Here is an 18729-nt window from a genome sequence, read left to right on the forward strand (position 1 = left end):
GCCATTGTTTTGCCACTGATGGCGCCTATAATGCCGCGCCCTGTTATCGCGAAAGGGTCTTTATTGCCTCATGTTTATGAGGAATCTGCACATCAGCTGGTTACTTTCAGGGAAGAAGTTTGCATGGCATTTCGCGCCGTTACCCCGCTTGCGCTCGTGGCAGTCACGTTGCTGTCCGGTTGCTCGATGTTTCGCAGCTACGACACCGAGCTGCAGGCCACCAACCAGCAATTGGCCACCGGCAATGTCGACGCGGCCCTGACCCTGTTGGAAAAGAACAACAGCAGCGAAGACAAAGACCTGCTGTATTTCTTCGAAAAGGGTGAGCTGCTACGGGCCAAGGGCGACCTGAGCGGCAGCCAGACCGCCTGGCGCAGCGCCGACCTGCAAGTCTACAAGTGGGAAGAATCGGTCAAGTTCGACAGCGACAAGTACCTCGCCCAGTTCGGCAGCTTCCTGGCCAACGACAAGGTGCGCCGCTACGAAGGCTACGACTACGAAAAAGTCATGCTGACCACCCAGATGGCCTTGAATCTGCTGGCCCTGAATGACTTCGACGGCGCCCGCACCGAAATCAAGAAGACCCACGAGCGCGAAGCCGTGATCGCCGACCTGCGTGACAAGGAGTACCTCAAGCGCGAAGACGACGCCGAGCGCCAGGGCGTGACCACCCAGCTCAAAGACCTGCACGGCTACCCGGTGCAAGCCCTCGACGCACCGGAAGTGGTCGGCCTGAAGAACAGCTACCAAAGTGCGTTCAGCCATTACCTGGCCGGTTTCGTCTACGAAGCCCTCGGCGAAAAAGACCTGGCTGCCCCCGGCTACCGCAAGGCCGCCGAACTGCGCCCGAACACTCCGCTGCTGGAGAAGGCCCTGCTCGACCTGGACAAATCCAAGGTCGGCGCCGATGAAACCGACGTGCTGATCGTGATCCAGAGCGGCCTGGCCCCGGCCCGCGATTCGATTCGCCTGCCGCTGCCGATCCCGATCAACGGCAACCTGGTGATCACCCCGCTGTCGTTCCCGATTATCAAGCCCGACACGTCCACCCAAGCCTTCGCCCAGATCGGCGTCGACGGCCAGCAACAGAACCTCACTGCGCTCAACAGCACCACCGCCATGTCCCGTCGCGCCCTGCGTGACGACATGCCGGGGATCATCCTGCGCACCACCGTGCGCGCCGTCAGCCGTGGCGTGGCGCAAAACAACCTGAACAAGACCAACCCCATGGCCGGCCTGGTACTAGGTATCGCCTCGGCCGTCGCCGAAGGCGCCGACACGCGCACCTGGCGCACCCTGCCGGACCTGACCCAGGTCACCCGCCTGCGCCTCAAGCGCGGCGAGCACCAGGTCAGCCTACCCAACGCTTTGGGCGGCACGCTGGTCACGGTCAAGGCCGACCAGCGTTACCAGGTGATCACCCTGCGCGTGGTCGGCAATCAGGTGTTCGCCGGCGGTCTCGCCGCCCACGTGGTGCCGAACGCGGCAACCCAAGCCATCGCCCTCAAACAACCTTAAGGAGCACGCTATGCGTCATTTCATCCTCGGCGCCCTGGCGCTGGTCCTGCTCGCCGGCTGCGCCACCCCGCCACCACCGGCCCCTGGCAGCGCCGCGAGCAAAATCGTGGTGATGGGCAAGTTCAAGGGCATCGCCGTCGGCGCCATTCGTGTGGCCCGCGAGAACGGTTTCCTCACCGCCAAGGTGCAGCTGAGCAACATCACCAGCAGCAACCAGATGATGTATTACCGCTTTGCCTGGCTGGGCGCCGACGGTTTCCCGGTGGGTGATGAAGAAGCCTGGAAGGTGCTGAGCCTGTACGCCAACCAGGCGACCTTCCTGCCGGCCATTGCCAACCTGCCGCAGGCGGCGGACTTCCGTCTTGAAGTGAAAACCCCTTGAGCCGTTCATCCTTTTTGCTGCTGAGAGATTTCCCCATGTTTGCACGCTTCTCGATTCTCGCCGTGGTTGCCGTCCTGGCCAGCGGTTGCTCCAACACGTCGCCGGTGCTGGGCGGTAAAAACATCAGCTACGGCGACACCAAGGCCGTGGAACTGGTCACCAACGAGTTCGGTTCCACCGACCTGCAGATGATCGCCGAAAGCATGACCCGCTCCCTCGCCCAGTCCGGCATCCTGCAAGGCCGCCCGGTGGTGCAGGTGTACGACGTGAAAAACAAGACCAGCGAGTACATCGACACCCGTGAGATCACCACGTCGATCAAGACCCAGCTGATGAAGACTGGCACCGCGCGCTTCGCCAGCGACAACACCGACATGCAGAGCCAGGTCGACCAGCTCAAGCTGCAAAACCAGAGCGGCCTGTACAAGAAGTCCACGGTGAGCAAGACCGGCAACATGGTCGCTGCCAAGTACCGCCTGGAAGGCTCCATCAGCTCCATAGTCAAGCGCAGCTCGGACTACAAGGACGTGTTCTACAAATTCAGCCTGCAGTTGATCGACGTCGAGAGCGGTCTGGCTGAATGGATGGACGAAAAAGAAATCCGCAAGACCACGGAGCGCTAAGCAATGCGTGCATGGATCGGCATGATCGGCCTGTTGTGTGCCTTTGGCGCCACGGCCGCCCCGAAGATCGCGGTGACCGACCTGGCCTATCAGGCGCGGGTCGAGGAATACATCCACCAGGTCTCGGCCAGCAACAACTTCCAGGCAAGCGCGTACAACGCCAGTGGCGCGTCGAGCTACAGCGAGTACGAAAGCCGCTCCAGCTACATCGAGCAGAACGAGCTGCGTAAATTCAGCGGTGACATCAAGGGCGAGATCCTCAAGTCGCGCCAGTTCCAACTGGTGCAGGGCACGCCTTACACCGCCGATGCCACAGCTGACGTGTATGACGTGATCAAGCGCATCAAGGCCGGCAATTTCAAAGGCGCGGACTACGTGCTGTTCGGCACCCTGTCCGACATCGACTTCACCCAGGACCTCAACGCCATCGACCGCACCAACAGCTACTCGGCGGTGCTGGGCCTGACCCTGGTGGCGGATTTCAGCCTGATCAATACGCGCACCTTCGAGATCACCTCGGCGTTTACCGCCATGGGCGAAGGCCAGGACACCAAATTGGTCAGCAGCCGCGATGTGCGTGTGAGCCTGAACCGGCCGCGGGTGGTGAAGGAAGTGTCCAAGACGTTGGGGGAGGATGTGGCACGGCAGTTGGCAGAACAGTTGGGCGGCGGCTATCAAGCGCCAGACCAGCCGGTGCTGCGCAACAACTTGCCGAGGGATGAAGCACCGAAGATCTTGCGCTGATCAGCTATCTCACAGGCAACATAAAACCAATGTGGGAGCGGGCTTGCTCGCGAATACGGTGTATCAGTCAGCACATCAGTGACTGACAGACCGTATTCGCGAGCAAGCCCGCTCCCACTTTTTTAATCCGGTTTCGACAGTTATGCCGTGGCGCGGTGCAGGCTGGCAAGGAAGCCTGCGGCCCCCACGAATAACCCCGCAAACGTGCGATTCATACGCTTCTGCTGCTTAGGCGTACGCAACAACCGCAACACCTTCGACGCCAGCCCCGTATACCCCGCCATCACGATCATATCCACGCAGATCATCGTCGCGCCCAGGATCAGGTACTGGATCAGCAGCGGCGCCTGCGGGTTCACGAACTGTGGCAGCACCGCGAGCATGAACACCAAGGCCTTGGGGTTGCTCGCGTTGACCAGGAAGCCACGGAACATCATCGCCAGCGGCTTGCCGATCGGGCGCACGGCCGCGTCGTCGGTCATGTCCACGGGCAAGGCGCGCCATTGCTTGATGGCCAGGTACACCAGGTACGCCACGCCAAACCATTTGATCGCGTAGAACGCTGTGGAAGACGTCGCCAGAATGGCACCCAGGCCGCCGGCGACCACGGCAATCTGCATCGCCAGGCCGATTTGCAGGCCGATGGCGTTCCAGTAGCCGCGCGCAAAACCGTATTGCAGGCCGCTGGACATCGAGGCGATGGCGCCGGCACCAGGGGAAAGAGAGATGACCCAACTGGCCACGAAAAAGGCCAGCCATGTATCGAGTGCCATTACACACCTCATTTCAAATTCGTCGTGAGCGTTAAGCTAACTCCGAGCAACGAGGCCTGGCTATAGATTTTTTTAAGCGGGTGTGATCCAGCGACGCACCGAGCGTTGGAAGAACAGGCTGTTCGGCACCTGCACCATCGCACTGTCAGTCCCGGCCTCCGCGACTTCGATCAGTGTGGTGTACAGCAGGTTGATCGCCACCACCCGACCTTTCACCCCGGGTTTGTCGACCGTGTCGACCAACTCGACGATGTCACCGATGCGAAATGGCCCGACGGTGAAGATCAGGATTGCGCACAGCAGGTTGGAGAGCACCGACCACATGGCGAAGAACGCCACGGCGGCCACGGCGACAAACCCCGACAGCGCCGTCCACAACACCGTGGCCGACACGCCCACGCGCTCCAGCACAAAGATCAATGCACTGCCCATGATCAGCCAGCGCAGACCGCCGCGAAGCGGCATCAGCAGCTGCGGCGGGAACGGATAACGCTGGCCCAGGCGCGTCAGGCCCTTGGCGACAAAACGCTGGGCCAGGTAGCCGGCCAGCAGGATCAGCAGGATTTGCACACCAATCCATACAGGCGCGATCCATTGCGCCGGCAGCGGCAGTTGCAGCGCTTCCATCAGGACAGCGCCTCCAGCTCCGCTTGCAGGGTTTCAAGCAACTCGAGGGCCTCCATCCAGGTTTCCTCCAATTGCCCTTCACGCACCTTGAGCTTGGCCTGTTCGGCCAGCAGGTCGCGCAATTCGTCCTTGCGCGCGGCTTCGTACACGGCGCTGTCGCCCAGGCTGGCTTCGATCTTGGCCAGGCGCTCGTGCACCTTGCCCAGCTCGGCTTCCAGTTTGTCGGCCTCGCGCTTGTGCGGCGCCAACTGTTGACGCAATGCGGCAGCGGCCTGGCGCTGGGCTTTCTTGTCGGTCTTGTCCGGGTTGACCGGGGTGTTGCTGACCGGCGCGTTGCGCAGGCGGTAGTCGGTCAGCCAGCGTGCGTAGTCGTCGAGGTCGCCGTCGAACTCTTCGACTTTGCCGTCGGCCACCAGCAGGAAGTTGTCGGTGGTGCTCTTGAGCAAGTGGCGATCGTGAGACACCACCAGTACCGCACCGCTGAACTCCTGCAAGGCCATGGTCAGCGCCAGGCGCATTTCCAGGTCCAGGTGGTTGGTCGGTTCGTCGAGCAGCAGCAGGTTCGGCCGGTCCCAGGCGATCAGCGCCAGGGCCAGGCGGGCCTTTTCGCCGCCGGAGAAATTCAGCACCGGCTCGTCGATGCGAGCGCCACGGAAGTCGAAACCACCGAGGAAGTCACGCAAGGTCTGCTCGCGCTCGGTCGGCGCCAGGCGTTGCAGGTGCAGCAGCGGGCTGGCCTTGGAGTCGAGGGAGTCCAACTGATGCTGGGCGAAGTAGCCCACCACCGTGTTCTCGCCACGGGTCAGGCGCCCGGCCAGCGGCTCAAGCTCGCCCGACAGGTTCTTGATCAGCGTCGACTTGCCCGCGCCGTTGGGACCGAGCAAACCGATGCGCGCGCCCGGCGTGAGCTGCAGCTTGACCTTCTCCAGGATGGTTTTGTCGCCATAACCCAGGCGTGCATCCGAGAGGTCCAGCAGCGGGCTGGAAATTTTTACCGACTCGCGGAAGACAAAGTCGAACGGCGAATCGACGTGGGCCGCCGACAGCTCTTCCATGCGCTCCAGCGCCTTGATCCGGCTCTGGGCCTGACGGGCTTTGGTGGCCTGGGCCTTGAACCGGGCGATGTAGCTTTCCATGTGCGCACGCTGCGCCTGCTGCTTCTCGAAGGCCTGTTGCTGCTGGGCCAGGCGCTCGGCGCGGGCGCGTTCGAACGCAGTGTAGCCACCACGATAGAGGGTGATTTTCTTCAGTTCGACGTGGGCGATGTTGTCGACCACGGCGTCGAGGAAATCCCGGTCGTGGGAAATCAGCAGCAAGGTGCCCTGGTAGCTCTTGAGGAAATCTTCCAGCCACAGGATCGCATCGAGGTCCAAGTGGTTGGTCGGTTCGTCGAGCAGTAACAGGTCGGACGGGCACATCAGCGCCTGGGCCAGGTTCAGGCGCATGCGCCAGCCACCGGAGAAGTCGGCGACCGGGCGATCCATCTGTTCGTTGGTGAACCCCAGGCCCGCCAGCATCTTGCGCGCACGGGCGTCGGCGGTGTAGCCGTCGGCACTGTCGAGCTCCGAATGCAGACGCGCCTGGGCGGCACCGTCCTGGGCTTTCTCGGCCTCGGCCAGGTCGCGCTGCACCTGGCGAAGGCGCAAGTCGCCATCGAGCACGTAGTCGATCGCGATGCGGTCCAGGGTGTCGATCTCCTGGCGCATATGGGCGATGCGCCAGTCGGCCGGCAGCAAGCAGTCCCCGGAATCCGGGGTCAGCTCACCCAGCAACAGGGCGAACAACGTGGATTTGCCGGCGCCGTTGGCACCGATCAGGCCGGCTTTGTGACCGGCGTGCAGGGTCAGCTCGGCGTCTTCGAGAAGACGTTGCGGGCCACGCTGTAATGTTAGGCTTTGAAGTCGGATCATAATGGCGGCGGAGTCTACCAGCTTCGTTGGCCGCTGGCTTGGGTGTGAATATGTGCGCTGACCTGTGGAGCTTTGCCCTCTCGACTTACGCCCGTCCGGGCGTCGAAAGCACGTGCCTGCGCTTGCAGGAACACGGGGCGGATGTGTGCCTGCTGCTCTGCGCTGCATGGTTGGAGCAACGCGGTGTTGCACTTGAGCCTGGGCGCGTTCATGCACTGCAACAGCTCGCCCGCCCGTGGCGCGCACAGGTGATTGAACCCTTGCGACAGCTGCGCACGCAATGGCGCGCCTTGGCGCAGCAGGACGAATCACTGGCGCAGTTGCGAGAGCGGGTCAAAAGTCTGGAGCTGGATGCCGAACGGCAATTGCTGGCACGCCTGGAAACGCTGGCGCTGGAATGGCCAACCGGTGTGAAAGGTCACCAGCCGTGGCTGGAAGGATTGGCGGCCGAGGATGCCGCCAACCTTGACCATGACGCGCTGCAACAGCTGCGCGTCATGGTCACCGGCACTTAGGAAGCGCTGGTTGGAGTGGTGCTTGGTGCTACCGGCGCAGCAGCTGGAGCAGCAGCTGGCGTGGTGGACGCTGCCGGGGTAGCCGCTGGTGTTGCAGGCTTGGCCGGTGCGGCTTTAGCAGCGACCGGCTTTGCAGCAGCAGGTTTTGCGGCTGGCTTGGCGGCTGGTTTCGCGGCAGCAGGTTTGGCCGCTGGCTTGGCGGCTGGTTTCGCAGCAGCAGTTTTAACAGCTGGCTTGGCGGCTGGTTTTGCAGCAGCGGCTTTGGCAACTGGCTTGGCGACTGGTTTCGCAGCAGCAGTTTTGGCAGCTGGCTTGGCGGCTGGTTTTGCAGCAGCAGTTTTGGCAGCTGGCTTGGCGGCTGGTTTTGCAGCAGCGGCTTTAGCAACTGGCTTGGCGGCTGGTTTCGCAGCAGCAGTTTTGGCAGCTGGCTTGGCGGCTGGTTTTGCAGCAGCGGTTTTGGCAGCTGGCTTGGCGGCTGGTTTTGCAGCAGCGGTTTTGGCAGCTGGCTTGGCGGCTGGTTTTGCAGCAGCGGCTTTAGCAACTGGCTTGGCGGCTGGTTTTGCAGCAGCGGCTTTAGCAACTGGCTTGGCGGCTGGTTTTGCAGCAGCGGTTTTGGCAGCTGGCTTGGCGGCTGGTTTTGCAGCAGCAGTTTTAACAGCTGGCTTGGCGACAGCAGCTTTGGCTGGGGCTTTTGGCGCAGCGGCTTTTGCCGGGGTGCGAGCGCCCAGCACTTTGGCTACGGCGTCCTTCACACGACCAACGCCCTGGGCCAGTTTCAGGCTTTCTTGAGCGTCTTTTTTGAGTTGGGAGATGTAGCCGCGGGTTTCGGCTTGGCGATCCTTGAGGGCATCCAGCAGGTCCTCAAGTTCTTTGACTGCGTCTTTGGCTTTGGCTTGTGCCTTGGCCTTGCCGGCAGTGGCGGCGTCTTGCAGTTTGGTGCGGGATTTGTGCAGCTTCTCTTGCGCTTTACCGCGTTGTTTTTCCAGCTTGGCGAGCAGCTTTTCTGCATCGGCCAAGGCTTGGGAACAAGCGCTTTCCAGATGTTCGAGCAGGCTGCCCGAAAGTTGTTGGAGTAAATGCAACGGGGTATTTACAGGCTTCTGTTTGGCCGACATGGTTTACCTCCTGGCTGACGTGGGTGCGGCTCATACTAGCCCTCTGCTCTTACCGCCGCTAGGGCATGTTGACAGTATCGTTTGCCTGGCGTTGCACCGTGCGAAAATTCTTATCGTCATAACGAAAATACACGACACTTTTTACCGCCTCGCACTGGCATAATCCGTCGCACTTTCGGCGGGAGGATGCCCATGTCGCGTTACCTTTTTCTTGTATTGGGCCTGGCGATTTCAGTGGCCAATGGGAGCGAGCAATCGTCGTCCAAAACCACTGACCAGAACCGGCACGACCTCGCTTACAGCCTGGGCGCCAGCCTCGGCGAACGCTTGCGCCAGGAAGTCCCCGACTTGCAGATCCAGGCCTTGCTCGACGGCCTCAAGCAAGCCTATCAAGGCAAGCCGCTGGCACTCGATAATGCGCGCATCGAACAGCTGCTGGCCCAGCACGAAGCACAGAGCGCAGCCGACGCACAGGCACCTCAAAGCGAAAAAGCACTCGCCGCAGAACAGCAGTTCTTGAGCAAGGAAAAAGCCGTTGCCGGCGTGCGCGAACTGGCCGACGCAATCCTGCTGACGGAGCTGGCACCAGGCAGTGGTCCGAAGCCATTGGCGACGGATGAAGTGCAGGTCAAATACGTGGGACGACTGCCCGATGGGACGGTATTCGATCAGAGCACGCAGCCCCAATGGTTCCGCCTGGACAGTGTGATCAGCGGCTGGACCAGCGCGCTGCAACAGATGCCGACGGGCGCAAAATGGCGCCTGGTCATCCCCTCTGCCCAGGCCTACGGCGCCGACGGTGCAGGCGAGTTGATCCCGCCCTACACGCCCTTGGTCTTTGAGATCGAATTACTCGGCATCCGCCACTGACCCAATAAAAAACGGCGCGTAAAACGCGCCGTTTCCTTATCTGCAGTTCAGGGGTCAAGCCTGGGTGGCGGGCTCTTCCTTGTGAGCGTTGTGCAGCACTTCGATCAGGCAGTCTTCCAGCTCGAATCGTTCGTGAAGCAGGCCGCCCAACTCTTTGAATTTCTCGGCCACGCATTGACCGGCATCACACAGGTCATTGAAGGCGACAAGCTTCTCAGTGATTGCATCAAGGCGCGGGTAAATAGTATCCGCCAGCTTGAGGCCGCGATCATCACCAAAGGCTTTTGCTTCCTTGGTCAATTGATCGTAGACACCGAAGTGTCCCTCAGACACGTAGTCCATCAGTACACCGCAAAAACCCAACAACGGTTTGCGATTCTCAGCCAGTTCCTCGGGCTTGGCGCCAAGCGCATCAAAGGCCCGAACCAGTTCGTGACGTGCCTTCAACCAGCTGTCGATCAGCTTGTGCACCCCACCCCAGCGTTCCTGAGCATTCTGACAACTTTCCAGCATGATGATCTCTCTTCCCTATAGGGGCGCTGCCGCCTGGTGCCCGCGCAACACTTAAAGGATAACGCCGCGGCCGGACAAGGCCGCATCGGACAAACGGTTCCGATACTGCATGCGGGCCAGATTATGCCCGCATGACTATGGCTTCAAGGTACGCAGGACAGAAAGTTCATACAAGTGTTTAATCCCGTCCTACAACCCTAATGTTGATTTGCGTGCTAACCCAGACTCAATCGCTGGCCGGACAACAGCCCCGCAAACTGCATGACCCCCAGGATCAGCATCGCGACAAAGAACAACAGGCTCCACTCGGGGAGGCTCAAATCGAATAGCGTCCAGTTGATTTCCACGCAATCGACGGTACCGTTGAAAATCGCGTGCACCGCCTGCCAGAACGACAGCTTTTCCAGCATGTCCTGCAGGCTTGGCCAACATTCAGGGGCTACACCCGACGTGCTGCTCTGCAGCAATACCTGGCGTGCTGCGGCAATTGCGCCAAGCAACGCACACCCCATGCCCGCCAACCCGTACAGACCCGCGGCGAAACGTCTGGGGTTATGAGCGACCGCGATCAAGTTGATCAGCGTGAACGTGGCGAGAAATACCCGCTGCACCTGGCACAGGAAGCAGGGCCGCAGAAGCGCGCCATATTCCAGGTAGAAAGACGCGCCCAACGTCAGCACACCTGCCATGAACGCCAGGAGAAACAGGGAACGTGAGGGGGCCAGAGACATTGTTTATCCGTACCGCAAAAGATAGGTCGTTACGGTAGAGGAAAGGCCTGACCCCTTTCAATACGCGCTAGAGCAGACAATTCCGCGAAAACGTAAGGACATCCCACCAGAGTTTGGAGGACATAACACAACGCTACGTAGGAGTTTATGACGAATGCGATTCGGCCGAGTAAATGCGTAGACTTGAGGGGTTGGCCGTCAGACGTATCCGAGCCACCCCTTGCATCCTTCCTACTTCAGACTCGCGCAGGCACCGGCAAAGGTGAAGCAAGCAGGCGGTTATCCAGCAGGCCGAGGCCTTCCTGGAACAGCTGATTACTGCGTTCAGTATCGCCCAGTTGCGCCAGCAGGCGCGCCAGTTCGGCACAGGCTTCGGGGTTGCGCTGCACCTGCAGGCTGCTTTCCAGATAGTCGCGTGCCTTGCCCCACAGGCTGTTTTGCAGACACAGGCGGCCCAGGGTCAGCAGCAGGCTGGCATCGCCCGGATGGTCCTTGAGCCAGCCCTCGGCAAACTTCAGTTGCCGCGCCGGATCACTGCCACGCAGCAAGCCATACAGTCGGATCAGATGACTGTCATAACCGCGCTTGAGCGCCCCGCGCAGCAACTCTTCGGCCTTCGCGTCGGCGCCCAGTTGGCGCAGCTGTTCGGCATACGCCAGCACCAACTGCGGCTCCTGACGCTGGGCAGAGGTCAGTTGCTGCCAGGCCCGCTCAAGGGACTGCAAGCCCGCTTCGCCCTGCTCCTCGCGCTGGGCCGCCAGGCTGAGGTTTTCACCCCAGGCGCGACGCTCCAGTTCGGCCAGTTCGGTGGCGGGCAACACTTTGTCCTTGCGCAACTCGGGCAGCAGGCGAATCACCGACGACCAATCGCCACGCTGCTGATGCAGGCGCTGCAATTGGCGCAGGACCTGGGCGTTATGGGGATGACGGGCGTGCATGGCCTGCAAGGTGACGAGGGCACCCTCAGTGTCGCCGCGATCCATCTGCAATTGCGCATGGCTCAAGGCTACCGCCAACTCGGCTTGGGGCTGACGCTCCAAGGCGCGCTCCAGCAAACCATCCGCCTCTTCATAACGACCCTGCTCGTTCGCCGCACGCGCGGCACCGAGGTAGTAGAGCAATGGCTGGCGCTCCGCTTCGGCGGCGCGATGCAGGTGACGCTCGGCGCTGGCCCAGCGGCCTTCGGCGAGGTCCATCTGGCCCTGCTCAATCGCGATCTGCACACGGCGGCTGCGGTTGCGCCGCGACCACGGGTTGACCACGCCGCCGGAGGTGGTCACCAGGCTCAACAACAGGCGGACCAGGTAGATCGCCAGGCCGATGGCAAACACCGCCACCAGCGTCGCCCACAGGCTCGACTCGTAATTCAGCACATGGGGATAGGTAATCAGCACGTAGCCGGTATGTTTCGAGATGCCCACAGCCAGTGCCAGGGCGATTGCAATCGCCAGCACGAGGACCACATAGAAACGCTTCATCGGCTTCACTCCTGGGTGGCCGGCTTACCCGCCGACGCCTTGGCTTCGTCGGCAGACAAATGGCGGCGCTCAAGGTATGCCTGCACAGCTGCCAGGCTCGCCGCCAGATCCGGCGTCACCACCGACACGGCCTTGGGCTCAAGCTCGGCGATACGCGCCAGCATCGCCTTGCTCTGCGGGTTGTCCTGATTGAAGTTGTCCTGCAGCACGCTACGCGCCTCGCCCAACGAGCGGCTGTAGACCGCCGTCTCGCCGTTGAGCGCAGCCCATTGCGCCTGCTCCAGCGCCAGGCTCAGGGCCAGGCGCACCTGGTTCAAACCCTGGCCGGCCAGGAGTGGGCGGATGTTGTCGTCAGGGTTGAAGTCGATGCGGAAGTAGCGCGAGATCTGCTCCCACCATTGGCTCCAGCGGCTTTCGGTATCGGTGGTCGGGCGCCCTTGGGACGCAGGTTCGGTGAGCTGATATTCCGGTGCGATCGCGGCCAGTTGCACCACCTGATCGCGCAGCGCCGCCAGTTGCAGGTACAGCCCGGTGCGGTCCGGCTGCTCGGTACTGCGCAGCGCGGCCAGGCTCTTGGCCAATTGTTCACGGGCGGCGTAGGCGCCCGGATCGCTTTGCTCACGCAGGATTTCGTCGGCGCCCTGCACCAGCGACTGGGCGCTGTTGATGTCCTGCAAGGCCGACAAACGCAGGCTGGCCAGACGGATCAGGTGCTCGGCTTCCGCCAGGCGCCAATCCTGGCGGCTGGCACCCAGCACGGTTTCCAGGCGCTGGCTGAGGCGCTGTTGATCGCCCTGCAATTGGGCTACCAGGCGGCGACGCTCTTCGAGCTCGTCCGCAGCCGGCAACTGGGCCAGGCGTGCCGCCAACTGTTGCTGACCCTGCTTGAGGCCTTGAGTCTGTTCGGCAAGCGTCTGCACCTGGCCCAGCTGTTGCTGGCTGCCGGCTTGCAAGGCACGGACCTGCCAGAGCCCCCAGCCGCCAGCGGCAACACCGGCCGCACCGAGTAACAGGGCAACGATCGCCAGGCCATTGCCACGGCGTGGCGCGGTGACAGCTGACTCAACCGACGCAGCAGCTGCGGGTTGGGTTTCATCTTTGGGCAAGGCTGTTTCGCTCACGTATCCGTCCTTTGCGTATCAGAGAGTGGCCGCACGATGGGCGCGCAACGCCACTAACAACGCCGCGGCACTCGCGCCGCGACAATCCACAACTTTTTCTGCGCCGGCAGCCCGCGCCATCTCACAGACTCGCGGGCTCGGCACGAACAACGGCAACTGTGCCACCTGGGGCCAATCGACACCGGCCAGGGCTTGCAGGTGTAAAAAACCCTGCCCACTGCTGACCACCACGCCGTTCAAGCGTTCCAACTGGATGCGTTGCACCAGTGCCCCAGCGGCGTAGGTCGGTAGGAAACGACGGTACAACTCCAGATAGTCGACACTAGCACCTCTCTCGCGCAAACGCTCAGCCAGCAGCTCCCGGCCGCCTTCGCCGCGCAGGATCAACACCCGGGCGCCAGGCCGTGCGATAGCCTCGCGCAAGGCGGGTAGTGCTAGCAAGGCCTCGCTGTCGTCGCCGGTTGGGGGATAGTGAACGTTGAGGCCATGATCGGCCAATACCTGGGCCGTGGCGGCGCCGACGCTGAACCACGGCAACTGCGGCCAGGCGCGATCCAACTGCTGCAACGCCAGGCGGGCGGCCGGCTTGCTGACCACAATCACCGCGCAATAGCGGCCCAGGTCACGAAACACGGCCTGTTGTTCGGGGGTGACGGGAAGCGGCTCGATGTCCAGCAACGGCAGGCTGCTGCTGAAGATCCCGGCTGCCGACAACGACGCCGCCAAGGCCAGACACTCCTCGGCAGGCCGCGTCAGCAGCACACGCCAATCGGTCACTGCGGGCCGGCCTCGCCGTAGACTTTTTGCAGGATGGCACCGGCGCCCTGGTCCAGCAGCGCGTTGGCCACCTGAATACCCAAAGCTGCCGCGTCGCCCTGCGGGCCACGGACCTCGGCGGTCAACAGGGTGCCGCCGTCCGGGTCGCCGACCAGGCCGCGCAGCCACAGGTTTTCACCTTCGAGCACCGCGTAACAGGCGATGGGCACCTGGCAGCCCCCATTAAGGTGTTTGTTCAGGGCACGTTCGGCGGTAACGCGCACCTCAGTGTCGTGGTGATCAAGAGGCTTGAGCAGTGCGTGGATTTCAGTGTCAGCGGTGCGGCATTCGATACCCACGGCGCCCTGGCCACCGGCCGGCAAGCTGTCTTCGACGCTGATGGCCGACGTGATGCGGTCTTCGAAGCCCAAGCGAATCAGACCGGCTGCCGCCAGGATAATCGCGTCATATTCACCGGCATCCAGCTTGGCCAGGCGCGTGTTGACGTTGCCGCGCAGGAAGCGGATCTGCAGGTCCGGGCGACGGGTCAACAGCTGCGCCTGACGCCGTAGGCTGGAGGTGCCGACGATGCTGCCCTGGGGCAACTCATCCAGGGACGCGTAGGTATTGGAGACGAAGGCATCGCGCGGATCTTCGCGCTCGCAGATACAAAAAAGGCCCAGGCCTTCAGGGAAGTCCATGGGCACATCTTTCATCGAATGCACGGCGATGTCGGCTTCGTTGTCCAGCAACGCAGTTTCCAGTTCCTTGACGAACAGGCCCTTGCCGCCGATCTTCGACAGCGGCGAGTCGAGCAGCTTGTCGCCGCGACTGACCATGGGCACCAGGGACACCGTGAGGCCGGGATGGGCCTGCTCGAGGCGTGCTTTGACGTATTCGGCCTGCCACAGGGCAAGGGCACTTTTACGGGTGGCGATGCGGATTTCGCGAGAGGACATGGATCAATCCGTACTGAATAGATACGGCAGATAATAACAGCTCAGGCAAATACGCTTTGATTTGAATCAGCAAGTGCGGGGCCTCCCTGGCCGCATCGCACCGGGATAAGGACTGCAGGTCGCGCCAAAACCCTTGGGCTAAAGCTGCTGCATCATCTTGCGCACACCGGCGACATGGCGTCGGCTGACGATCAACGCATCGCCATTAAGCCCTTTCAGGAACAACTGAAAGTGCCCCAGTGGCGTGCGTTGCAGGCGTTCAATGCGATCGCGGGCCACCAGGGCATTGCGGTGGATTCGCACGAAGCGGTCGCCGAACTCATCCTCAAGAGCCTTGAGCGGCTCATCGAGCAGCACTTCACCGCCCTCGTGGCGCAGGGTCACGTATTTGTGATCGGCAATAAAGTAGACCACCTGGCTCAGGGGAATCAGCTCGATGCCCTTGCGGGTACGCGCGCTGATATGGCTGCGCGGCCCGTTGCCACTTTGGGCGGCAGGCTGGGTCAAGGCGGTGAGCTGGCTGCGGTTGGGGCGCTCGGCCTTTTTCAGGGCCTTGAGCAACGCACCTGCCTCGACCGGCTTGGACAGGAAGCTGACGCCACTGACCTCAAGGGTCTGCGCCGAAAATTCCGCTTCGGCCGCGCACAACACCAACGCCGGTGGCGATTCACGCTCGCTCAGGCGGGCGGCGACTTGCAGGCCATCAAGGCCCGGCAGGCGAATATCGAGCAACACCACATCCGGCTTGAGGCTGTCGATCAGCGTCAACGCTTCTTCGCCCGTGGTGGCGCTCGGTTCAAGGACTGTATAACCCTCGAGTTCACTGACCAAACGGCTCAGTCGCTCGCGGGCTTGGGGTTCGTCTTCAACGATCAGGACATTCATATTGCGCTGGATTCCTGCGTGAGTCTCGCACAAGGATAGCGTAGACAGGTGCGGTGACTTGCGTCACAGCGATCCACGCTAAGACTAGCGCGAGCGGCAAAAAGTGCCCTGACAGCGGCACCCATATTTACCCGGACCTGTTCAATTGCGCCCAGGACCTTCTGACTTCGGGCATCGTCGTAGGGTTTGCTGATACACAATCCGAATCCCCCCGTGTTTGATGGATAGTCAGGGCTCTGACCGCAGCACCCGACATTGGTGCATTCACGCTCTGTTCAGTGCAACTGTAGACGCTCACTGCGACGGTATTGCTCTATCGTCAAATATCGTTTCAATAAACACCCGAGTCCAGTCTCTTCCCGGACGCGTCCGGCGGCAAGGCACTTTGCCATCCTTCGTGCAAATAAAAATGCCGATCACCCGTAGCACCGCCTCCACGGGCAACCCTGTTATTATCGCCGGCACACCTCCAAGCCTCTTTAAAGCAGATCACGAGCGAATCCATGAGCACCGACAAGACCAACCAGTCCTGGGGCGGCCGCTTCAGTGAACCCGTCGACGCCTTCGTCGCCCGCTTCACCGCCTCCGTCACCTTCGACCAGCGCCTGTACCGCCACGACATCATGGGCTCGATCGCCCACGCCACGATGCTGGCCAAGGTCGGCGTGCTGACCGACGCCGAGCGCGACAGCATCATCGATGGCCTGAACACCATCCAGGGTGAGATCGAAGCCGGCACGTTCGACTGGCGCGTCGACCTGGAAGACGTGCACATGAATATCGAGGCCCGCCTCACCGACCGCATCGGTGTGACCGGCAAGAAACTGCACACCGGCCGTAGCCGCAACGACCAGGTCGCCACCGACATCCGCCTGTGGATTCGTGACGAGATTGACTTGATCCTGGGCGAGATCACCCGCCTGCAAAAAGGCCTGCTGGAGCAGGCCGAGCGTGAATCCGCCACCATCATGCCCGGCTTCACCCACCTGCAAACCGCACAGCCCGTGACTTTCGGCCACCACCTGCTGGCCTGGTTCGAAATGCTCAGCCGCGACTACGAGCGTCTGGTGGATTGCCGCAAGCGCGCCAACCGCATGCCGCTGGGCAGCGCCGCACTGGCCGGCACCACCTACCCGATCGACCGCGCCTACACCGCGCAACTGCTGGGCTTCGACGCCGTGGGCGGCAACTCTCTGGACGGCGTGTCCGACCGTGACTTCGCCATCGAATTCTGCGCTGCGGCCAGCATCGCGATGATGCACCTGTCGCGTTTCTCCGAAGAGTTGGTGCTGTGGACCAGCGCGCAATTCCAGTTCATCGACCTGCCGGACCGCTTCTGCACCGGCAGTTCGATCATGCCGCAAAAGAAAAACCCCGACGTGCCAGAGCTGGTGCGTGGCAAAAGCGGCCGCGTATTCGGCGCACTGATGGGCCTGCTGACCCTGATGAAAGGCCAGCCATTGGCCTACAACAAGGACAACCAGGAAGACAAGGAACCGCTGTTCGACGCCGCCGACACCCTGCGCGACTCGCTGCGCGCGTTTGCCGACATGATCCCGGCGATCAAGCCCAAGCACGCGATCATGCGTGAAGCGGCGCTGCGCGGGTTCTCCACCGCGACCGACCTGGCGGACTACCTGGTACGCCGCGGCCTGCCGTTCCGTGACTGCCACGAAATCGTTGGTCACGCCGTGAAATACGGCGTGGACACCGGCAAGGACCTGGCGGAAATGAGCCTGGAAGAACTGCGCCAGTTCAGTGACCAGATCGAGCAGGATGTGTTTGCCGTGCTGACCCTGGAAGGTTCGGTGAATGCGCGTGACCATATTGGCGGGACCGCACCGGCGCAGGTGAAGGCCGCCGTTGCACGTGGCCAGGCATTGCTCGCCAGCCGCTAGCTAAAAGCAGCGCGGGCAAGCCAGCTCCCACTAGAGACCGAGTACTACCAGACACCTCGGGCAAATGTGGGAGCGGGCTTGCCCGCGAATAAGGTCTATCAGTTAGCTATGGGCTGACTGACACACCGCTTTCGCGAGCAAGCCCGCTCCCACACTTGATCCACTCGGGCTTGCTTATTTCTTGGCAGCAATCATCGCCCTGAACGCCGGCATCGCCGCTTCCCTGTCCGCCGCGACCTTCTGGGCATTGGGCAGTGCATGCAGTTTTTCCAGCAACGCCTTGGCCGCCGGCATCTCAGCCAGCAAATCCAGCCCAAACAGCTTCTCGCCCACCGCGCAGGCGAGGTTCACGCTGTACATGAAATACAGATCGGCAATCGTGAAGCTCTCCCCCGCCACATACGGCGCAAACTTGCCGTGCCTGCCCAGCGCACCGAACCCCAGTAGCAACTCGGACCTGGACTTCTCCTTGATCGCCTCCGGCACCGGCATGCCCATAAACGCTTCGGGGTAACAAGTACGGGCCGGCAGCTCGATGTACAACTCGATCTCCCTGCACAGCGCCAGCACCTGGGCTCGCTGGAACGGCTCGGCGGGCAGCAGCGAAGGCCCTTCCTGGCTCTGTTCGATGTATTCGAGGATCACGCTGGTTTCGTTGATAAACCCCTGCTTGACGCCGAGGACTGGCACCTTGCCACGTGGGCTGACCGCAAAGACATCGGAGGTCTGCCCGGAAAAAAAGGGCACCTCTTCGAACGGCAGTCCCTTCTCCAGCAGCGCGAGCTTGACCATGTTGTAGTAGTTGCTGACCGAGAATCCGTAGAGCTTGAGCATTGCTGGCGCCTCCAGGCCGGGAATGGGGTTGGCTGCAAGGGTTATAGCTCCCAGAGCCCGACGTTGCCAGCAGCATCACCCGCCTGAATGGGGGTAGACTGGCGCCCTTTCCTGTGAGGAGCCTGCCATGAGCGAGCCGACCGATATCGACAACGACGAAGAAGAATTCGCCGAAAACACCCTGATCGAAGCGATCGAGAACCAGATCGAAAGCGAAAACCCACCAGCGGCCAAGGCCACGTTCAACAAGTTGACCCTGGTGGGTTACGAGCGTGAAGAAATCCTGCAACTGATGGCCCACGTGCTGGCTGTCGAGATTGATGCGCTGCTGGAAGAGGACCGTGCGTTCAATACCGAATGGTATGAAACTGCACTGCGCGCCCTGCCGGATCTGCCGCCGGAAAAGCAATAATCCAAGGGCGCAGCAACACGCTGGACAGTTCGGCAAAGTGCGTTCACCTTATGGCCTGCTAGCCT

Annotated in this window: 20 protein-coding genes; 8 read left to right on the top strand and 12 right to left on the bottom strand. The window is 61.8% G+C overall.

Annotated features, from left to right (window positions below; translation table 11 throughout):
• Positions 1-123: 123 nt before the first annotated feature.
• From PSH81_RS26215 to PSH81_RS26230, 4 genes are read left to right on the top strand one after another with little or no spacing between them, the layout of a single operon-like run.
• Positions 124-1518 carry a COG3014 family protein gene (locus PSH81_RS26215; protein ID WP_226454639.1) on the top strand — a complete coding sequence of 465 codons (1395 nt, stop codon included), beginning with the start codon at positions 124-126 and terminating at the stop codon, positions 1516-1518.
• Between the two features lie 10 nt (positions 1519-1528).
• Positions 1529-1900, top strand: a complete 372-nt coding sequence (locus PSH81_RS26220) for a YcfL family protein (RefSeq protein WP_192297953.1) — start codon at positions 1529-1531, stop codon at positions 1898-1900.
• 35 nt (positions 1901-1935) lie between these two features.
• The gene (lpoB, locus tag PSH81_RS26225) at positions 1936-2523 is read left to right on the top strand and encodes a penicillin-binding protein activator LpoB (RefSeq protein ID WP_049710984.1); all 588 of its coding nucleotides are present in this window, start codon (positions 1936-1938) and stop codon (positions 2521-2523) included.
• 3 nt (positions 2524-2526) lie between these two features.
• On the top strand, positions 2527-3267 hold the full coding sequence (locus PSH81_RS26230) for a penicillin-binding protein activator LpoB (RefSeq protein ID WP_305391725.1): 741 nt from the start codon (positions 2527-2529) through the stop codon (positions 3265-3267).
• Positions 3268-3407: 140 nt separating this feature from the next.
• On the opposite strand, the gene PSH81_RS26235 is transcribed toward PSH81_RS26230, so the two are convergent.
• The 3 genes from PSH81_RS26235 to PSH81_RS26245 all read right to left on the bottom strand — a co-directional run bounded on the left by PSH81_RS26235 (position 3408) and on the right by PSH81_RS26245 (position 6577).
• Complete coding sequence (locus PSH81_RS26235; protein WP_226454642.1) at positions 3408-4040, bottom strand: LysE family transporter; 633 nt, start codon at positions 4038-4040, stop codon at positions 3408-3410.
• 72 nt (positions 4041-4112) lie between these two features.
• Positions 4113-4667: a mechanosensitive ion channel family protein gene (locus PSH81_RS26240; protein ID WP_192297956.1), complete on the bottom strand. Its 555-nt coding sequence runs from the start codon at positions 4665-4667 to the stop codon at positions 4113-4115.
• The gene (locus PSH81_RS26245; protein WP_305391726.1) at positions 4667-6577 is read right to left on the bottom strand and encodes an ATP-binding cassette domain-containing protein; all 1911 of its coding nucleotides are present in this window, start codon (positions 6575-6577) and stop codon (positions 4667-4669) included. The genes PSH81_RS26240 and PSH81_RS26245 overlap by 1 nt, the downstream gene beginning before the upstream one ends.
• 50 nt (positions 6578-6627) lie before the next feature.
• Between PSH81_RS26245 and PSH81_RS26250 the strand changes: the two genes are divergently transcribed.
• Positions 6628-7092: a TIGR02444 family protein gene (locus PSH81_RS26250; protein WP_226454644.1), complete on the top strand. Its 465-nt coding sequence runs from the start codon at positions 6628-6630 to the stop codon at positions 7090-7092.
• On the opposite strand, the gene PSH81_RS26255 is transcribed toward PSH81_RS26250, so the two are convergent.
• Positions 7089-8207 (bottom strand): AlgP family protein, encoded by a 1119-nt coding sequence (locus PSH81_RS26255; protein ID WP_305391727.1) that lies wholly within the window; start codon positions 8205-8207, stop codon positions 7089-7091. The genes PSH81_RS26250 and PSH81_RS26255 overlap by 4 nt on opposite strands.
• A 192-nt stretch (positions 8208-8399) precedes the next feature.
• Between PSH81_RS26255 and PSH81_RS26260 the strand changes: the two genes are divergently transcribed.
• Positions 8400-9077, top strand: coding sequence for an FKBP-type peptidyl-prolyl cis-trans isomerase (locus PSH81_RS26260; protein ID WP_226454646.1), 678 nt, complete (start codon positions 8400-8402; stop codon positions 9075-9077).
• Positions 9078-9131: 54 nt separating this feature from the next.
• Here PSH81_RS26260 and rsd read toward each other — a convergent pair whose 3' ends face one another.
• The 7 genes from rsd to PSH81_RS26295 all read right to left on the bottom strand — a co-directional run bounded on the left by rsd (position 9132) and on the right by PSH81_RS26295 (position 15520).
• Positions 9132-9590, bottom strand: a complete 459-nt coding sequence (rsd, locus tag PSH81_RS26265) for a sigma D regulator (protein ID WP_226454647.1) — start codon at positions 9588-9590, stop codon at positions 9132-9134.
• Positions 9591-9805: 215 nt separating this feature from the next.
• Positions 9806-10321 carry a disulfide bond formation protein B gene (locus PSH81_RS26270; protein ID WP_226454648.1) on the bottom strand — a complete coding sequence of 172 codons (516 nt, stop codon included), beginning with the start codon at positions 10319-10321 and terminating at the stop codon, positions 9806-9808.
• A 236-nt stretch (positions 10322-10557) separates the two neighbouring features.
• Positions 10558-11799, bottom strand: a complete 1242-nt coding sequence (locus PSH81_RS26275; RefSeq protein ID WP_305391728.1) for a heme biosynthesis protein HemY — start codon at positions 11797-11799, stop codon at positions 10558-10560.
• 5 nt (positions 11800-11804) lie between these two features.
• Positions 11805-12920 (bottom strand): uroporphyrinogen-III C-methyltransferase, encoded by a 1116-nt coding sequence (locus PSH81_RS26280; protein ID WP_226454650.1) that lies wholly within the window; start codon positions 12918-12920, stop codon positions 11805-11807.
• A gap of 18 nt (positions 12921-12938) precedes the next feature.
• Complete coding sequence (locus PSH81_RS26285; protein ID WP_305391729.1) at positions 12939-13697, bottom strand: uroporphyrinogen-III synthase; 759 nt, start codon at positions 13695-13697, stop codon at positions 12939-12941.
• Positions 13694-14635 (bottom strand): hydroxymethylbilane synthase, encoded by a 942-nt coding sequence (gene hemC, locus PSH81_RS26290; protein ID WP_192297964.1) that lies wholly within the window; start codon positions 14633-14635, stop codon positions 13694-13696. The genes PSH81_RS26285 and hemC overlap by 4 nt, the downstream gene beginning before the upstream one ends.
• Positions 14636-14773: 138 nt before the next feature.
• Positions 14774-15520, bottom strand: coding sequence for a LytTR family DNA-binding domain-containing protein (locus PSH81_RS26295; protein ID WP_192297965.1), 747 nt, complete (start codon positions 15518-15520; stop codon positions 14774-14776).
• 503 nt (positions 15521-16023) lie between these two features.
• Here PSH81_RS26295 and argH point away from each other — a divergent pair.
• Positions 16024-17418 (top strand): argininosuccinate lyase, encoded by a 1395-nt coding sequence (gene argH / locus PSH81_RS26300; RefSeq protein WP_192297966.1) that lies wholly within the window; start codon positions 16024-16026, stop codon positions 17416-17418.
• 174 nt (positions 17419-17592) lie between these two features.
• Here argH and PSH81_RS26305 read toward each other — a convergent pair whose 3' ends face one another.
• Positions 17593-18252: a glutathione S-transferase family protein gene (locus tag PSH81_RS26305; protein ID WP_305391730.1), complete on the bottom strand. Its 660-nt coding sequence runs from the start codon at positions 18250-18252 to the stop codon at positions 17593-17595.
• Positions 18253-18379: 127 nt separating this feature from the next.
• Between PSH81_RS26305 and PSH81_RS26310 the strand changes: the two genes are divergently transcribed.
• Positions 18380-18664, top strand: coding sequence for a hypothetical protein (locus PSH81_RS26310; protein WP_192297968.1), 285 nt, complete (start codon positions 18380-18382; stop codon positions 18662-18664).
• Positions 18665-18729 lie beyond the last annotated feature (65 nt).

The sequence above is a fragment of the Pseudomonas sp. FP2335 genome (assembly GCF_030687535.1).
GTDB lineage: Bacteria > Pseudomonadota > Gammaproteobacteria > Pseudomonadales > Pseudomonadaceae > Aquipseudomonas.